Annotated in this window: 16 protein-coding genes; 12 read left to right on the top strand and 4 right to left on the bottom strand. The window is 75.1% G+C overall.

The genetic code is table 11. The annotated features are described in order from the left end of the window. Positions 1 to 22 precede the first annotated feature (22 nt). The gene (locus IG05_RS0135680) at positions 23 to 667 is read left to right on the top strand and encodes a peptide deformylase (RefSeq protein WP_030348244.1); all 645 of its coding nucleotides are present in this window, start codon (positions 23 to 25) and stop codon (positions 665 to 667) included. Between the two features lie 8 nt (positions 668 to 675). Here IG05_RS0135680 and IG05_RS0135675 read toward each other — a convergent pair whose 3' ends face one another. After that, positions 676 to 2,106, bottom strand: a complete 1,431-nt coding sequence (locus IG05_RS0135675; protein WP_030348243.1) for a dihydrolipoyl dehydrogenase family protein — start codon at positions 2,104 to 2,106, stop codon at positions 676 to 678. 142 nt (positions 2,107 to 2,248) lie between these two features. Between IG05_RS0135675 and IG05_RS0135670 the strand changes: the two genes are divergently transcribed. Further along, positions 2,249 to 2,626 (top strand): thioredoxin family protein, encoded by a 378-nt coding sequence (locus IG05_RS0135670; RefSeq protein WP_030348242.1) that lies wholly within the window; start codon positions 2,249 to 2,251, stop codon positions 2,624 to 2,626. Between the two features lie 25 nt (positions 2,627 to 2,651). On the opposite strand, the gene IG05_RS0135665 is transcribed toward IG05_RS0135670, so the two are convergent. After that, a complete protein-coding gene (locus IG05_RS0135665) occupies positions 2,652 to 3,653 on the bottom strand; it encodes a LacI family DNA-binding transcriptional regulator (protein WP_030348241.1) in 1,002 nt (333 codons plus the stop codon). Positions 3,654 to 3,795: 142 nt separating this feature from the next. On the opposite strand from IG05_RS0135665, the gene IG05_RS0135660 reads away from it, so the two are divergent. After that, positions 3,796 to 4,476: a TetR/AcrR family transcriptional regulator gene (locus IG05_RS0135660; protein WP_030348240.1), complete on the top strand. Its 681-nt coding sequence runs from the start codon at positions 3,796 to 3,798 to the stop codon at positions 4,474 to 4,476. Continuing rightward, complete coding sequence (locus IG05_RS0135655; RefSeq protein ID WP_030348239.1) at positions 4,473 to 5,621, top strand: FAD-dependent oxidoreductase; 1,149 nt, start codon at positions 4,473 to 4,475, stop codon at positions 5,619 to 5,621. Before IG05_RS0135660 ends, IG05_RS0135655 begins: the two co-directional genes overlap by 4 nt. 57 nt (positions 5,622 to 5,678) lie before the next feature. Here the strand turns inward: IG05_RS0135655 and IG05_RS0135650 are convergent, their stop codons facing one another. Beyond that, a complete protein-coding gene (locus IG05_RS0135650; protein WP_030348238.1) occupies positions 5,679 to 6,359 on the bottom strand; it encodes a TetR/AcrR family transcriptional regulator in 681 nt (226 codons plus the stop codon). A 99-nt stretch (positions 6,360 to 6,458) separates the two neighbouring features. Between IG05_RS0135650 and IG05_RS0135645 the strand changes: the two genes are divergently transcribed. The 8 genes from IG05_RS0135645 to IG05_RS0135610 all read left to right on the top strand — a co-directional run bounded on the left by IG05_RS0135645 (position 6,459) and on the right by IG05_RS0135610 (position 13,122). Continuing rightward, positions 6,459 to 7,016: an NAD(P)H-dependent oxidoreductase gene (locus IG05_RS0135645; RefSeq protein WP_030348237.1), complete on the top strand. Its 558-nt coding sequence runs from the start codon at positions 6,459 to 6,461 to the stop codon at positions 7,014 to 7,016. A 339-nt stretch (positions 7,017 to 7,355) separates the two neighbouring features. Beyond that, positions 7,356 to 8,321 carry an alpha/beta hydrolase gene (locus IG05_RS0135640; protein ID WP_030348236.1) on the top strand — a complete coding sequence of 322 codons (966 nt, stop codon included), beginning with the start codon at positions 7,356 to 7,358 and terminating at the stop codon, positions 8,319 to 8,321. Positions 8,322 to 8,443: 122 nt separating this feature from the next. Then, on the top strand, positions 8,444 to 9,868 hold the full coding sequence (locus IG05_RS0135635) for an amidase (protein WP_030348235.1): 1,425 nt from the start codon (positions 8,444 to 8,446) through the stop codon (positions 9,866 to 9,868). 26 nt (positions 9,869 to 9,894) lie between these two features. After that, the gene (locus tag IG05_RS0135630; protein WP_030348234.1) at positions 9,895 to 10,113 is read left to right on the top strand and encodes a hypothetical protein; all 219 of its coding nucleotides are present in this window, start codon (positions 9,895 to 9,897) and stop codon (positions 10,111 to 10,113) included. A gap of 133 nt (positions 10,114 to 10,246) precedes the next feature. Further along, positions 10,247 to 11,734 (top strand): SPFH domain-containing protein, encoded by a 1,488-nt coding sequence (locus IG05_RS0135625; RefSeq protein WP_030348233.1) that lies wholly within the window; start codon positions 10,247 to 10,249, stop codon positions 11,732 to 11,734. 109 nt (positions 11,735 to 11,843) lie between these two features. Continuing rightward, positions 11,844 to 12,209 (top strand): cupin domain-containing protein, encoded by a 366-nt coding sequence (locus IG05_RS0135620; RefSeq protein WP_051790617.1) that lies wholly within the window; start codon positions 11,844 to 11,846, stop codon positions 12,207 to 12,209. A gap of 9 nt (positions 12,210 to 12,218) precedes the next feature. Next, positions 12,219 to 12,647 carry a VOC family protein gene (locus tag IG05_RS0135615; protein ID WP_030348231.1) on the top strand — a complete coding sequence of 143 codons (429 nt, stop codon included), beginning with the start codon at positions 12,219 to 12,221 and terminating at the stop codon, positions 12,645 to 12,647. Between the two features lie 28 nt (positions 12,648 to 12,675). Next, entirely contained in the window at positions 12,676 to 13,122 is a 447-nt protein-coding gene (locus IG05_RS0135610) for a type II toxin-antitoxin system PemK/MazF family toxin (RefSeq protein WP_030348230.1), read from the top strand. Positions 13,123 to 13,187: 65 nt separating this feature from the next. Here the strand turns inward: IG05_RS0135610 and IG05_RS0135605 are convergent, their stop codons facing one another. Next, positions 13,188 to 14,036 carry a TIGR02452 family protein gene (locus IG05_RS0135605; protein WP_030348229.1) on the bottom strand — a complete coding sequence of 283 codons (849 nt, stop codon included), beginning with the start codon at positions 14,034 to 14,036 and terminating at the stop codon, positions 13,188 to 13,190. Positions 14,037 to 14,137: the final 101 nt, after the last annotated feature.

Below are 14,137 nucleotides of genomic sequence, written 5' to 3'. Positions count from 1 at the left end.
GCGGGCGTGGCATCCTGACGCGATGGCACCTCCCCGAGATCACGCGCCGCTCGCCGAGCGGGTCGAGGAACTCCTCGCCGCCGGCGGCCCCTTGCCCATCGTCGCGGCCGGACAGCCGGTGCTGCGGCACGGCACCGAGCCGTACGACGGCCAGCTCGGCCCCGCGCTGCTGGCCCGGTTCGTCGAGGCCCTGCGCGCCACCATGCACGCGGCCCCCGGTGTGGGCCTGGCCGCGCCGCAGGTCGGCGTGCCGCTCAGGATCGCGGTCCTGGAGGACCCGGCGCCGGTGCCCGAGGAGGTCGCGGCGGCCCGGGACCGTGTCCCGCAGCCGTTCCGGGTGCTGGTCAACCCGGTGTACGAGCCGGTCGGCACCGCCCGCGCCGCGTTCTTCGAGGGCTGCCTGAGCGTGCCGGGCTGGCAGGCGGTGGTGGCCCGGCACGCCGAGGTGCGGCTGCGCGCCGAGGACGAGCACGGCCGCCCCCTGGACGAGCTGTTCACCGGCTGGCCGGCGCGCATCGTCCAGCACGAGACGGACCACCTGGACGGCACCCTGTACCTGGACCGGGCGGAACTGCGCTCGCTGTCGACGAACGAGGCGGTCGCCGCGCTGTGGAACGAGCCGGCGCCCCGGCGGGCCGCCGAGGCGCTGGGCTTCGAACTGCCCTGACGGACGCCTCAGTTGTCCCGGTAGGCCTCCAGCAGCCGCAGCCACACCTCGCTCAGGGTCGGGTAGGACGGGACCGCGTGCCAGAGGCGGTCGACCGGGACGCGGCCCACGACGGCGATGGTGGCCGAGTGGACGAGTTCACCGACGCCGGGGCCGACGAAGGTGACTCCGCGCAGGATCTCCTCCTCCAGGTCCACGACCATGCGGGCGCGGCCCTTGTAGCCCTCGCCGTACAGCCCTGCGCCCGCCACGGAGGAGAACTCGACGTCGACGGCGCGGACGCGGTGGCCGGCCTGTTCCGCCTCGGCGAGGGAGAGACCGACCGCGGCGGCCTCGGGGTCGGTGAAGACGACCTGGGGTACGGCGTGGTGGTCGGCGGTGGCCGCGTGGGCGCCCCAGGGCTCCTCCGCGAGGGTGCTGCCGGACGCGCGGGCGGCGATCGCGGCGCCGGCGATGCGGGCCTGGTACTTGCCCTGGTGGGTGAGGAGGGCACGGTGGTTGACGTCGCCGACCGCGTACAGCCAGTCGGTGCCGGTGACGCGGAGGCTGTCGTCCACGTCCAGCCAGGAGCCGGGTTCCAGGCCGACGGTCTCCAGGCCGAGGTCGCCGGTGTGCGGGACGCGCCCGGTGGCGAAGAGGATCTCGTCGGCCTCGATCCGGTCACCGGCGGAGGTGACGGCCACGACCGTGCCGTTCTCGCGGCTGACGGACTCCACGGAGGTGCCGGTGCGGAGGTCGACGCCCGCCTCGGTGAGCGCCTCGGCGACCAGTTCCCCGGCGAACGGCTCCATCCGGTTCAGCAGGCCCTTGCCGCGGACCAGCAGGGTGACCCGGGAGCCGAGGGCCTGCCAGGCGGTGGCCATCTCGGTGGCGACGACACCGCCGCCCACCACGATCAGCCGGCCGGGAGCCGCTTTGCCGCTGGTGGCCTCGCGGCTGGTCCAGGGCTTGACGTCGGCGAGTCCGGGCAGGTCGGGCAGCTGGGCGCGGGTGCCGGTGGAGACGGCGACGGCGTGCCGGGCGGTGAGGGTGGTGACCGTGCCGTCGGAGGCGGTGACCGTGACCGTGCGCGGTCCGGCCAGCCGGCCCTGGCCGCGGTAGAGGTCGGTGCCGATGCCCTCCAGCCAGGCGACCTGGCCGTCGTCGTGCCAGTGGGAGGCGTACTCGTCCCGGCGGGCGAGGACCGCCGGGGCGTCGAGCGGGCCCCGGACCGCCTGGGCGAGGCCGGGCAGGCGGCGTGCGTCGGCCTGCGCGATGACCGGCCTGAGCAGGGCCTTGCTGGGCATGCAGGCCCAGTACGAGCATTCGCCGCCGAGCAGTTCGCTCTCCACGAGCGCGGTGGTCAGCCCGGCCGCGCGGGTGCGGTCGGCGACGTTCTCCCCCACGGGTCCGCCCCCGATCACCACGACGTCGTACGCGATGGATTCCGTTTCCGTCATGGGGTCAGTCTGGTGGGTGGTGTGCGCTGTGGCCACACGGGTACGCGCGCGGAACACAGGCGTGCACGGGTGGAATAGGCGGCCCGGCGACCGTGTTTCCGCCGTCGGCACACCCCCTACACCAGGAAGCGGGAAACACGCCATGAGCAGCACCGTGGAGCTGACCAAGGAGAACTTCGACCAGACGGTCAGTGAGAACGAGTTCGTTCTCATCGACTTCTGGGCGCAGTGGTGCCCTCCGTGCCGGCAGTTCGCGCCCGTCTACGAGAAGGCCGCCGCCGCCAATCCCGACCTGGTGTTCGGCAAGGTGGACACCGAGGCGCAGCCGGAGCTGGCCGCGGCCTTCGACATCCAGTCGATCCCGACGCTGATGATCATCCGGGACCAGGTGGCGGTCTTCGCCCAGCCGGGCGCGCTGCCGGCGCCGGTGCTGGAGGACCTGATCGGCCAGGCGCGCAACCTCGACATGGACGAGGTCCGCAAGAGCATCACCGCCCAGCAGGGCCAGGAACAGAAGTAGACCGTGCGGGGGCAGCGGTACCGGGTCAGCTGGACTCCCGCTGCACCACCGAGGCCCCCAGCACGGTGTGCACCTCCGGTTCGCCGCCGGGATCGCGCACCGCGCGGTCGACGAGCGCGGCGAGGGCGCGGCCCGACGGCAGCTCGATGTGGACCGTGCTCAGCCGGGGCCGCAGCAGCCGGCCCAGCATCAGGTCGTCCGCGCCGATGACGGCGACGTCGTCGGGGACGTGCAGGCCCTCGTCCTGCAGCGCGCGCATCAGCAGCATGGCGTACTCGTCGTTGTACGCGAACACCCCGTCCAGGCCCGACGCGCGCCAGCCGGCGGCCACTTCGGCGGCGGCCTCCTCGGTGTGGGCGAGCGGCAGCTCCGTCACGGTGGCGCCGGTGCCGTGCAGCGCCTCGCGCACGCCGGCGAGCCGGGGCCCGGAGTAGGCCTCGAGACCGGGCTCGGCGGGCAGGACGACACCGATCCGGCGCCGGCCCCGGTCGTAGAGGTGGGCGCCCGCGCAGTGGCCGACGGCGGCGTGGTCCATCAGCAGGGCGTGCGCCCCGTCGACGCGGCCGGGGCCGAGGGTGACCACGGCCCGGGTGCCGGAGCGCTTGAGCAGGGCGACGCCCTCCGGGCCGAGTCCGGCGCCGGGCACCAGGACGGCCACCGGCCGCAACTCGGCCCAGGCGCGGGTGGCTTCGTCGCCGTGCAGGCCGACGCTGCCGTACTGCACGACGGTGTAGTCGAGCCGGCCGAGCGCCCACTGGAGTTCGTTGAGGAACCCGCCGTACAGCGGGCCCACGGGGATGGCCGGGGCGGGCATGAGGACCATCCGGCTGTGCCCCGCGCGCAGGCTGCGGGCGGCGGCGTGCGGGACGTACCCCAGTTCCCGGGCGGCCTCGTGCACGCGCCGGCGGGTCGCCTCGCTGATCCGGACGGCGCTGGTGTTGTTGAGGACGTAGGACACGGTCGCGCGCGAGACGCCGGCCAGGCGGGCCACGTCGGCACTCGTGGGCGTGTTCGGTATCTGCACCATGACAGACCGCATCTTGGCAGAGGGGCGGGGACCGGGGCCGGGCGGGGCAAGGTGGTTCATCGTTCGACAAACACGGCACATCACGCGACGGTGCGAACGCGTTCGCCACGAACTTGTTCGTGGCGAACATGTTCGTTACGGCATGAACGACGCTCCACGCTCCCGCCGGGAGCGCCCCGCCAAACCCGCCCTGACCCGGGAGGGCATCGTCGCCGCCGCCGTCGCGATCCTGCGGGCGGAAGGGCTGGCCAAGGTGACCATGCGCCGGCTCGCCCGGGAACTCGACACCGGCCCCGCCTCGCTCTACGTGTACGTCCGCAACACCGACGAGCTGCACGCGGCCGTCCTCGACGAACTGCTCGGCACTGTCGGTCCGGCGCCGGCCGAGGGCGGCTGGCGGGAGCGGCTGGAGCGGGTGCTGACCAACTACACCGCGATGCTCCTGGAGCACCCCTCGCTGGCCCGCTCGGCGCTGACCGCCCGGCCGAGCGGACCGCACTACCTGCACCTGATCGAGACCCTGCTGCGGCTCCTGCGTGACGGCGGGGTGCCCGCCGCCCAGGCGGCCTGGGGCGTGGACCTGCTGCTGCAGCACGCCACGGCGACCGCCGCCGAGCACGCCGGCAACCAGTCGCCGGACGAGTGGCAGGCGCTGACCCGGGCCCTGCGCGAGGCGCCCGCCGCCACCCACCCGCACATCGCCGCCGACGCGGAGGCCCTGCTCTCCGGCACCCCCGGGGCCCGCCTGTCCTGGGCCTTCCGCGCCCTGATCAACGGCATCGAGCGGACCGCCGTACCGACCGAAGGCCAGGAGGCCCCATGACCGCCGCACCCCTCCCCCACCACCCCGTCGCCGTCGTCGGCGCGGGCCTCGGCGGGCTCGCCCTGGCCCGCGTGCTGCACGTGCACGGCATCGAGGCCGCGCTGTTCGACCTGGAGGCGTCGGCCGGCGCCCGGACCCAGGGCGGCATGCTCGACATCCACGAGGACTCCGGCCAGGAGGCGCTGCGGGCCGCCGGGCTGTACGAGGAGTTCCTCGCCCGGGTCCACCCCGGCGGCCAGGCCACCCGGGTCCTCGACCGGTACGGCACCGTCCACCTGGCCGAGCCCGACGACGGCACCGGCGGACGCCCCGAGATCGACCGCGGGGACCTGCGCGCACTGCTGCTCGGCTCACTGCCCGCGGACACGGTCCGCTGGGGCGCCAAGGTCACCGGCGCCCGCCCGCTGGACGGTGGCCGGCACCGGGTGACGCTCGCGGACGGCACCGCGTTCACCACCGATGTGCTGGTCGGCGCGGACGGCGCCTGGTCGCGGGTGCGCCCGCTGCTCTCCGCCGCCCGGCCCGCGTACACGGGCGTGTCCTTCGTGGAGGCGGACCTGCGGGAGGCGGAGCTGCGCCACCCGGCGAGCGCGGCGGTGGCCGGCGGCGGCATGCTGTTCGCGCTCGGCCCCGGCCGCGGCTTCCTCGCCCACCGGGAGACCGACGGCAGCCTGCACGTGTACGCCGCGGTGACGGCACCGGAGGACTGGCTGGACGGCATCGACTTCACCGACACCGAGGCGGCCAAGGCGGCCGTGCTCAAGGAGTTCGACGGCTGGGACGAGAGCCTGCGGGCGCTGGTCGCGGACGCGGACGGGGCGCTGGTGCCGCGCCGGATCCACGCCCTGCCGGCCGGCCACCGCTGGGACCGGGTCCCGGGGGTCACGCTGCTCGGGGACGCCGCCCACCTGATGTCGCCGTTCGCGGGCGAGGGCGCCAACCTGGCCCTGCTCGACGGCGCCGAACTGGGCCTCGCGCTGGCGGCGGCCCCCGGGGACACCGAGGCCGCGCTGGCCGCCTACGAGGCCCGGATGTTCCGGCGCGCGGAGGCGTCCGCGACGGACTCCGCGCGCGGCCAGGACCTGCTGTTCCGCGCGGACGCCCCCCAGGGCCTGGTGGCGGTGTTCACCGGGGAGGGCGACTGACCGGACGCCGGGCCCGGTACCGGCCGGGTGGCCGACCCTCCCGGTCCGGTACGACGGTCAGCGCGGCGCCTCCGTGCCGGTCACCCGGGCGACCAGGTCGAACCAGCCGGCCTCCAGCCGCTCCATGGGCAGCCCGCGCTGCCGGGTCAGGTGGTGGATCAGCGCGGGGTCCAGCGCCGCCAGCAGGGTGTGGGCGAGCAGGTCGCAGTCGGCGCCCGGCACGATCTGCCGGAGCAGCACCGTGATGTGCATGCGCAGCGAGCCGAACGCGGGGTGGGTGAACCGGCGGGTCGGCTCCGGCTGGGCGGCCAGCTGCAGGTCCAGCTGCTCGGCCGTGCGGTAGAGCACCGCCACGCCGAACGCCCGCAGCCGCTCCAGGGGCGGTGAGCCGGGGCCCAGCGGAGGCGGTCCGCTCAGGAAGTCGGCCTGGAGCTGCTTGGCCGAGTGGTCGAGCAGGGCCGTCAGCAGCCCGGTGCGGTCGCCGAAGCGGCGGAAGACGGTGCCCTTGCCCACCTCGGCGGCGGCGGCCACCGCCTCCATGGTGACGCCGGCCACCCCGTGCTCGGCGATCAGCCGGGCCGCGGCCTCCAGCAGCCGGGCCCGGTTGCGGGCCGCGTCGGCGCGCAGGCACGGCTCGTCGGACAGCGAGCCGACTTCCAGCAACTGGGGTGCGTCGAGGGGCTCCTGAGGCCTGGGGAAGGGGGGCAGGGCGCTGGACATGAAGACAGCGTAAAGCATCGGGAAGAAAACTGGACCCTGGTCCGCTTAGGGTGGTAGAAAGCTAAACGGACCCCGGTCCGGATCGTGACAGCGATGTTTCAGCCCTTTGGAGTTCCCATGTCCGTTCGCATCCTCGCGCTCGTCGGCAGCCTCCGCGCCGGTTCGCACAACCGCCAGCTCGCCGAGGCGGCCGTGAAGCTCGCGCCGGAGGGCGCCGAGATCGAGCTGTTCGAGGGCCTGGCCGACGTCCCGTTCTACAACGAGGACATCGACGTGGAGGGCGGCGTCCCGGCCGCCGCCGCCAGGCTGCGCGAGGCCGCCCGGGCCGCCGACGCGTTCCTGCTCTTCTCGCCCGAGTACAACGGCACCATCCCGGCCGTCCTGAAGAACGCCATCGACTGGCTGTCCCGCCCGTACGGTGCCGGCGCCTTCGGCGGCAAGCCCGTCGCCGTGATCGGCACCGCCTTCGGCCAGTACGGCGGCGTGTGGGCGCAGGACGAGGCCCGCAAGGCCGTGGGCATCGCCGGCGGCAAGGTGATCGAGGACATCAAGCTGGCCATCCCCGGCTCCCTGACCCGCTTCGCCGAGACCCACCCGGCCGACGACGCCGAGGTCGCCGCCCAGCTGACCGAGGTCGTGGCCCGCCTGCACGGCACCGTGGGCGCGGCGGCCTGAACCGCCCGGACCCCGGCGCGGAGCCGACCGCAGGACTCCCCGCAGGCGTCCGAGCCGTACCCCCCGGCAAGGGCCGGAGCCACCGCGGCTCCGGCCCTGCCGTCTACCCCGTCCCGCCCGTCCGAACCCCGCGAGCCGCTCCGCCGCCGGGGGCCCGGCCGGCGGAGCACGGCTTTCGCAGGTCGTCGTCCGGGCGGGACGGGGTAGACGGCTGGTGACCGGGTACGCCGTGGCGGCGCGCCCGACGAGGGGGCCGCCGCCGGAGGAGGGGGGGTCCGCCCGGCAACGGGCCACCGCCCGGTGCGCCTACGCGTCAGACGCATCCTGGGAGGAGTCGCGATGTCCTTGGTCCCGCCGCCGTTCGATCCGGAGCTCGCCACCGTGCTGGAGTCGTTCCCGGAGGTGCTCGCGCCCGGCCTCACCCCGGACGACGTCGAGGCCGCCCGGCGCACCGCCGCCCTCGGGCTGATCGACGTGACCCTGGACGGCGCCTTCGAGGCGGAGGACCGTTCGGTGCCCGGACCCGAGGGCGACCCCGAGGTGTCCCTCCTCGTGTGCCGGCCCACCGCCGCTCCCGCCCGGACCGGGCTGCCGGTCGTCTACCACGTGCACGGCGGCGGCCTGGTGGCCGGCACCAACCGGGCCGGCGTGACCGAACCCCTGGCCTGGGCCCGCGAACTGGGCGCGGTGGTGGTGTCGGTGGAGTACCGGCTGGCGCCCGAACACCCGCACCCGGCACCCGTCGAGGACGTGTACGCCGGACTGCTGTGGACCGCGGAGCACGCCCGGGAGATCGGCGGCGACCCGGACCGGATCGTGGTCGCGGGCGCCAGCGCCGGCGGCGGGCTGACGGCGGCGCTCGCCCTGCTGTGCCGGGACCGGCGGGGCCCGCGCCCGCTCGGCCAGCTGCTGATGTGCCCGATGCTGGACGACCGCAACGACACCCCCTCCAGCCGTCAGATGGCCGGCCGGGGCGTGTGGGACCGCACCGCCAACGAAACCGCCTGGACGGCCCTGCTCGGCGACCGCCGCGGCGGCCCGGACGTCTCCCCCTACGCGGCCCCGGCCCGCGCCGCCGACCTCTCCGGCCTGCCCCCGGCCTTCCTGGACGTCGGCTCGGCGGAGACCTTCCGGGACGAGGTGGTCGGCTACGCCTCGCGCATCTGGCAGGCCGGCGGCGTGGCCGAACTCCACGTCTGGCCGGGTGGCTGCCACGGCTTCGACACCCTCGCCCCGGAGGCCTCCCTCTCCCGCACGGCCCGCACGGCCCGCGTCGCCTGGCTGCGCCGGCTGCTGGCGCGGTGACGGCCGGTCCGGCCACCCGTGCGACATCCGTGCATCCGCCGCGGGAAAACCGTGTGCCCGCCGCCGTGCGGAGGTTACCGTTCGGTAGACATCGTGCCCGGCCCTCCCGGAGGTGCTCCCCCATGACGCCCGACCGTGCCGCGGGTCTTGCGGAGAGTTGTCGTGCTCTTGCCGACGGGGAGATGAGTTCCCGGGAGCTGGTGGAGCAGGCGCTGGCGCGGATCGAGGGGGCGCGGGCGACGCTCAACGCCTTCCGGATCGTGCGCGCCGAGGCCGCGCTCGCCGAAGCGGACGCCGCCGACCGGGAGTTGGCCGCCGGCGGGCGGCGCCCGCTGCTCGGGGTGCCGGTGGCGGTGAAGGACGACATGGACGTGGCGGGTGAGCCGACCGCGTTCGGCTGCCGGGGCGTCTTCCCGCCGGTGGCCGCGGACGGGGAGGCGGTACGGCGGCTGCGTGCGGCCGGTGCGGTGATCGTGGGCAAGACGAACACCTGCGAGCTGGGACAGTGGCCGTTCACCGAGGGGCCGGCCTTCGGCGAGACCCGCAACCCGTGGAACACCGGCCACACGCCGGGCGGCTCCTCGGGCGGGTCGGCCGCGGCCGTCGCCGCCGGCCTCGTCCCGGCCGCGCTCGGCTCCGACGGCGCCGGCTCGGTGCGCATCCCCGCCTCCTGGACCCACCTGATCGGCATCAAGCCGCAGCGCGGCCGCGTCTCGACCTGGCCGCGCGCCGAGTCCTTCCACGGCATCACGGTCAACGGCACCCTCGCCCGTACGGTCGCCGACGCGGCCCTGCTGCTGGACGCGGCGAGCGGCAACCACGACCGCGACCGGCACCGGCCGCCCGCGCTGGTGGTGGCGGACGCGGCCGGCCGCGACCCGGGCCGGCTGCGCATCGCCCTGTCCCTGAAGCCGCCGTTCACCGCCGTGGCCGCCCGGCTGCACCCGGAGATCCGCGCCCGGGTCGTCGAACTCGCGGAAAGACTGGCCGGGTTGGGCCACGTGGTGGAGGAGGCCGACCCGCCGTACGGGCAGATCGGGCTGACCTTCGTGCCACGGGCCACCGCCGGCATCGCCGAGTGGGTCCGCGAGGCACCCGATCCCGCGCTGCTCGACCCGCGCACCCGGGGCGCGGCCCGGCTCGGCCGGCTGCTCGGCGGGGCCCCGCTGCGGGCGGCCCGGCGGGCGGAGGCGGTGCTGCACCGGCGGATCGGCGCGTTCTTCGGGTCGTACGACGTGGTCCTCGCGCCGACGACCGCCCTGCCCCCGCCGCGGATCGGCGCCTTCTCCCGGCTCGGCGGGCTGGCCACCGACCGGGCGATCATCGCGGCCTGCCCGTACGCCTGGCCGTGGAACGTGCTCGGCTGGCCGGGGGTGAACGTGCCCGCCGGTTTCACCGGTTCCGGACTCCCGGTGGGCGCGCAGCTGCTCGGCCCGGCCCACAGCGAACCGCTCCTGGTGTCCCTGGCCGCGCAGCTGGAGGCGGAGCTGCGCTGGCACGAGCTGTGGCCGCCGCGGCGGGCGGACGCGGACGACCCGGCCGTGTGACGGGGCTCCGCCCGTACGCTGGGGCCATGGAGGACGCGTCGATGGTCGGGCTGATGGGGCGGGTGACGGGGACGGTCGGGCCCGGTCTGGTGGGCGAGGTGATCGTGCGGGTACGCGGCGGCGCGGAACACTTCCTCGCCCATCCGGCCGACGGCAGGTCCCGGATCACCACCGGGACGGTGGTGATGGTCATGGAGCACCTGCCGCCGAGAACGGTCTACGTCACCGCGGCGTACGACAGTTGAGCGCCCGTCGCCCCAGGTGAGGGCGGCGTGCGTCAAGATTGCAACAAGGATTCGCCGGCGTCTTCACCCCGGCCCCCGGCAGGCGCACACTCCCTTCGTTCGGTGCCGGACGGGCACCATGCAAAGGGGGCGTATGCCGATGGTTGTCGGCGTCGTTGCGGGGGCGGTCGTCGTGGCCGTCCTCGTACTGATCGGTCTGTTCAAGATGATGTGGCGGGTCGCCGAGCCGAACGAGGCACTCGTCATCTCCGGGTCGAACCACCGCACGGAGGGCCTGGAGGAGGGCATGGGCTTCCGCATCGTCACCGGGCGGGGCACGCTGGTGCTGCCCGGGGTGCAGGCGGTGCGCAAGCTCTCGCTGGACCTGAACGAGACCGAGCTGCACGTGGACTGCGTGACGCACCAGGGCATTCCGCTGAAGGTGCGGGGCGTGGTCATCTTCAAGGTGGGCGACGACTTCGTGTCGATCGCGAACGCGGCCCGCCGGTTCCTGGACCAGCAGCGGCTGATGGCGGAGCGGGTGCACAACGTCTTCGCCGGTCATCTGCGGTCCATCGTGGGCGGGTTGACGGTCGAGGACATGATCCGCGACCGGGAGAAGCTGACCGGGCAGACCCGGGCGGCCTGCGGTACGGAGATGGAGAAGCTCGGTCTGATCGTGGACTCGCTGCAGATCCACGAGATCGAGGATCCGACCGGGTACATCCAGAACCTGGCGATGCCGCACGCGGCGGCCGTCCAGCGGGACGCCCGCATCGCGCAGGCGGAGGCGAACCGGCTGGCCACGGAGGCCGAGCAGCAGGCGGCGGCCCGGATGTCGGAGGCCACCCGGGACAGCGAGATCCTCCAGGCCGGCTACCAGGCCGAGCGTGACAAGGCGGCGGCCAAGGCCCAGCAGGCCGGACCGCTCGCCGCGGCCGCGGCCCGGCAGGAGGTCGTGGTGCAGGAGACGCGGGTCGCCGAACTGGAGGCGAACCGGCGCGAGCAGCAGCTCCAGGCGGACGTCCGCAAACCGGCGGACGCCCAGGCCTACGAGAAGCGGACGCTGGCCGAGGCCGAGCGCGACGCGCGGATCTCGGCGGCCCAGGCCAAGGCGAAGGAGACCGAGCTGGCCGCGGCGGCCGAGGCGACCCGGGTGAAGACCGCCGCGGCGGCCGAGGCCGAGGCGACCCAGACCCGGGGTACGGCGAGCGCCGCCGCCACCCGGGCCACCGGTGAGGCCGAGGCTGCCGCCGCGCAGGCGAGGGGTCTGGCGGAGGCCGAGGCGACCCGGGCCCAGGGCCTGGCGGAGGCCGAGGCCATCAAGGCCCGGGCGGCGGCCCTGGCCGAGAACCAGGAGGCGGTCGTCGCCCAGCAACTCGCCGAGAAGTGGCCGGAGATCGTCCAGGCCGGCGCGTCCGCGTTCGGCAACGTCGACAACATGGTGCTGCTCAACGGCGCCGACGGCATGGGCGAGCTGTTCGCGAAGGCGCTCACCATGGGCGGCACGGGCCTGGGCCTGGCCCGCAAGCTGCTCGCCACGACGGGCGACAACGGGCAGCCGGTGAACGGCGCTTCGCCCTCGCTCAACGGAGTGGTGGCGCCGCCGCCGCAGAAGATCCCCGTGGAGCAGGAGGGCTGAGGTCACCCGCCCGGCCGTGCGGCCGGTCACGGTGGGCAGGGAAACGGAACAGCCGAGGAGAACACCGGATGACGTCGCCGTCCGCGATCGACACCGCACCGGCCGGCCGGTGGCGGGCCCGCGCGTCCTGTGTGACACCCGCGCGCTCGCCGAGGCACCCCCGGTACCGGCCGGCGTGCTGTGGAAGCTGGCGGAGAGCGGGCGACAACTCGACGCGAACGTGGTCCGGTTGACGCCGGGCGGACGCATCACGGCCCACACCGAGACCCAGTTGGACGTGCTGGTGCTGGTCGTCGCCGGGCACGGCACGCTCGGCGACGGCACCGCGGAGGCGGTGGAGCCGCTCGCCGAGGGCGCCCTGCTCTGGCTGCCGCACGGCGCTCCGCGCAGCATCACCGCAGGCGAGGCCGGGCTGACGTACCTGACCGTCCACGGCCGGCGCCCGGGCATGCGCATCGGCGCGCGCGCCTGTTAGGGTGCGCCGATGCCGACGATCAAGCAGTTCCAGGTCACCTTCGACTGCGCGGAACCCGAGCGGGTCGCCCGGTTCTGGTGCGAGGTGCTCGGGTACGTCGTAGCGCCGCCTCCGGCGGGGTTCACCACCTGGGACGACTTCGACCGCTCCCGGCCCCCCGAGGACCGGGGTTCCTGGTTCGCGTGCAGTGATCCCTCGGGTGTGGGTCCGCGGCTGTTCTTCCAGCGCGTTCCCGAGGGCAAGGTCGTCAAGAACCGGGTGCACCTCGACGTGCGGGTGGGTACCGGGCTGGTGGGCGAGGAGCGCCTCGCCACGCTCGAAGCCGAGTGCGCACGACTGGTCGCGCTCGGGGCGGTCCGGGTGCAACTCCTGTACGACGGCCACGACTCGTGCATCGCGATGCAGGACGTCGAGGGCAACGAGTTCTGCATCGACTGAGCCCCCCGGACACCCTTAGGGTGCCTGCGTGAGTACGACCACCGAAGAGAACGTCCCCGGCCGTCACGGCCCGCACGCCACCACCGAGGCCGATCCGCGCGCGGTCGGCCGGGTGCGCACCGAGTACTCCCCCGCCCACGACGGCGACCCGGATCCCGGGGAGATCGTGTGGACCTGGGTGCCGTTCGAGGAGAACGACGGGCGGGGCAAGGACCGCCCGGTGCTGGTCGTGGCCCGGGAGCCGGGCCGCACCCTGCTCGCCGTCCGGCTGTCCAGCAGGCGGCACGACGACGACCGGGACTGGGTGGCGATCGGCAGCGGCCCCTGGGACCGGTCGGGCCGGGACTCCTGGGTGGCCGTGGACCGCGTGCTGCGCCTCCACGAGGAGGGCATGCGCCGGGAGGCGTGCGCCCTGGACCGGATGCGTTTCGACCTCGTCCGCCGGCGCCTGCACGAGCGCTACGGCTGGACCTGACCGGCCCGCACCACTCGAACCCGGCCGCCCGCCCGGGCACGGCGGCCGACCGCACCCCCGCACCTTCACCTACACCTGACGGACCCGGCCTCCGCCCCCGTCTGCGTGAACGCCCGTTCGAACGCCGTCCGCGCCACCGCCCCCGTTGTCCGGTCCAGCACGCCGAACACCACGTGTGCGAAGCGGTGGGCGAACCGGCCGCCGGGACCCAGCAGGGTGCGGAAGGCGCGGGCGACGAGGGCCGGGTCGTTCCGGAAGACGCCGCAGCCCCAGGCGCCGAGGACCAGGCGGCGGTAGCCGTGGGCCGCGGCCGTCTCCAGGACGCGTTCGGCGCGCACGGCCAGGGCGCCGGGCAGCCCGGCGGCCCGCTGCGGGGCCGTCCTGCGGATCACGCCCGCGTTGGGGGCGGCGGCCGTCAGGAAGCCCGCGCGGTACGGCTCGGCGAGCAGCCGGCCGCGGTCGTCGCGGAAGACGGGGACGGCCGGGGAGTGAATCACCCGGTCGGAGTAGAACGGGTCACGGTCGGCGCGGTGGTGGTCGTAGAAGGCACGGGCCGACAGCAGGCAGGTGTGCAGCGCGGAGGCGCGGCACAGGGCCTCCTCCTGGGCCTGCGCGCCGTTGAGGTAGCCGCCGCCCGGGTTCCGGGCCGAGGCGAAGTTCAGGACGGCGACGGGGGCGCCGGCCAGCCGGCGGGCCGCCTCCAGGCTGCTCTCGCCGGTGACCTCGAAGACCGTCGTGTTCGCGGGTGCTCCGGGCGGCACCGGCACCGGCGCGGGACCGAACAGCCGGGTGCCCGCCCGCGCGGCCTCGACCGCGTCCGCGACGGACACCTGCCGCCCGTCCGGTGTCCGGTACCAGCCCGCGGCGACGATACGTTCCGTCTCCGCGGCGACCCCGCGCAGGCGCGCGCTCACGGCGCCACCCCCGTGGGCGCCCCGACCACGGCCTGCGCGGTCTCCCCCGTCGTGCTCATGCAGGCATCCTGGGTGATGCTGGTGCCGCGGTGCAACGGAGT

Origin of the sequence: Streptomyces sp. NRRL S-1022 (genome assembly GCF_000720135.1) — a bacterium.
Lineage (GTDB): Bacteria > Actinomycetota > Actinomycetes > Streptomycetales > Streptomycetaceae > Streptomyces.
This window is presented reverse-complemented; position numbering and strand designations above follow the sequence as displayed.

Excerpts from the sequence above, each read along its gene's own strand:
- IG05_RS0135680 (WP_030348244.1), top strand. The coding sequence starts at position 23 with ATGGCACCTCCCCGAGATCACGCGCCGCTCGCCGAGCGGGTCGAGGAA.
- IG05_RS0135675 (WP_030348243.1), bottom strand. The coding sequence starts at position 2,106 with ATGACGGAAACGGAATCCATCGCGTACGACGTCGTGGTGATCGGGGGC.
- IG05_RS0135670 (WP_030348242.1), top strand. The coding sequence starts at position 2,249 with ATGAGCAGCACCGTGGAGCTGACCAAGGAGAACTTCGACCAGACGGTC.
- IG05_RS0135665 (WP_030348241.1), bottom strand. The coding sequence starts at position 3,653 with ATGGTGCAGATACCGAACACGCCCACGAGTGCCGACGTGGCCCGCCTG.
- IG05_RS0135660 (WP_030348240.1), top strand. The coding sequence starts at position 3,796 with ATGAACGACGCTCCACGCTCCCGCCGGGAGCGCCCCGCCAAACCCGCC.
- IG05_RS0135655 (WP_030348239.1), top strand. The coding sequence starts at position 4,473 with ATGACCGCCGCACCCCTCCCCCACCACCCCGTCGCCGTCGTCGGCGCG.
- IG05_RS0135650 (WP_030348238.1), bottom strand. The coding sequence starts at position 6,359 with ATGCTTTACGCTGTCTTCATGTCCAGCGCCCTGCCCCCCTTCCCCAGG.
- IG05_RS0135645 (WP_030348237.1), top strand. The coding sequence starts at position 6,459 with ATGTCCGTTCGCATCCTCGCGCTCGTCGGCAGCCTCCGCGCCGGTTCG.
- IG05_RS0135640 (WP_030348236.1), top strand. The coding sequence starts at position 7,356 with ATGTCCTTGGTCCCGCCGCCGTTCGATCCGGAGCTCGCCACCGTGCTG.
- IG05_RS0135635 (WP_030348235.1), top strand. The coding sequence starts at position 8,444 with ATGACGCCCGACCGTGCCGCGGGTCTTGCGGAGAGTTGTCGTGCTCTT.
- IG05_RS0135630 (WP_030348234.1), top strand. The coding sequence starts at position 9,895 with ATGGAGGACGCGTCGATGGTCGGGCTGATGGGGCGGGTGACGGGGACG.
- IG05_RS0135625 (WP_030348233.1), top strand. The coding sequence starts at position 10,247 with ATGCCGATGGTTGTCGGCGTCGTTGCGGGGGCGGTCGTCGTGGCCGTC.
- IG05_RS0135615 (WP_030348231.1), top strand. The coding sequence starts at position 12,219 with ATGCCGACGATCAAGCAGTTCCAGGTCACCTTCGACTGCGCGGAACCC.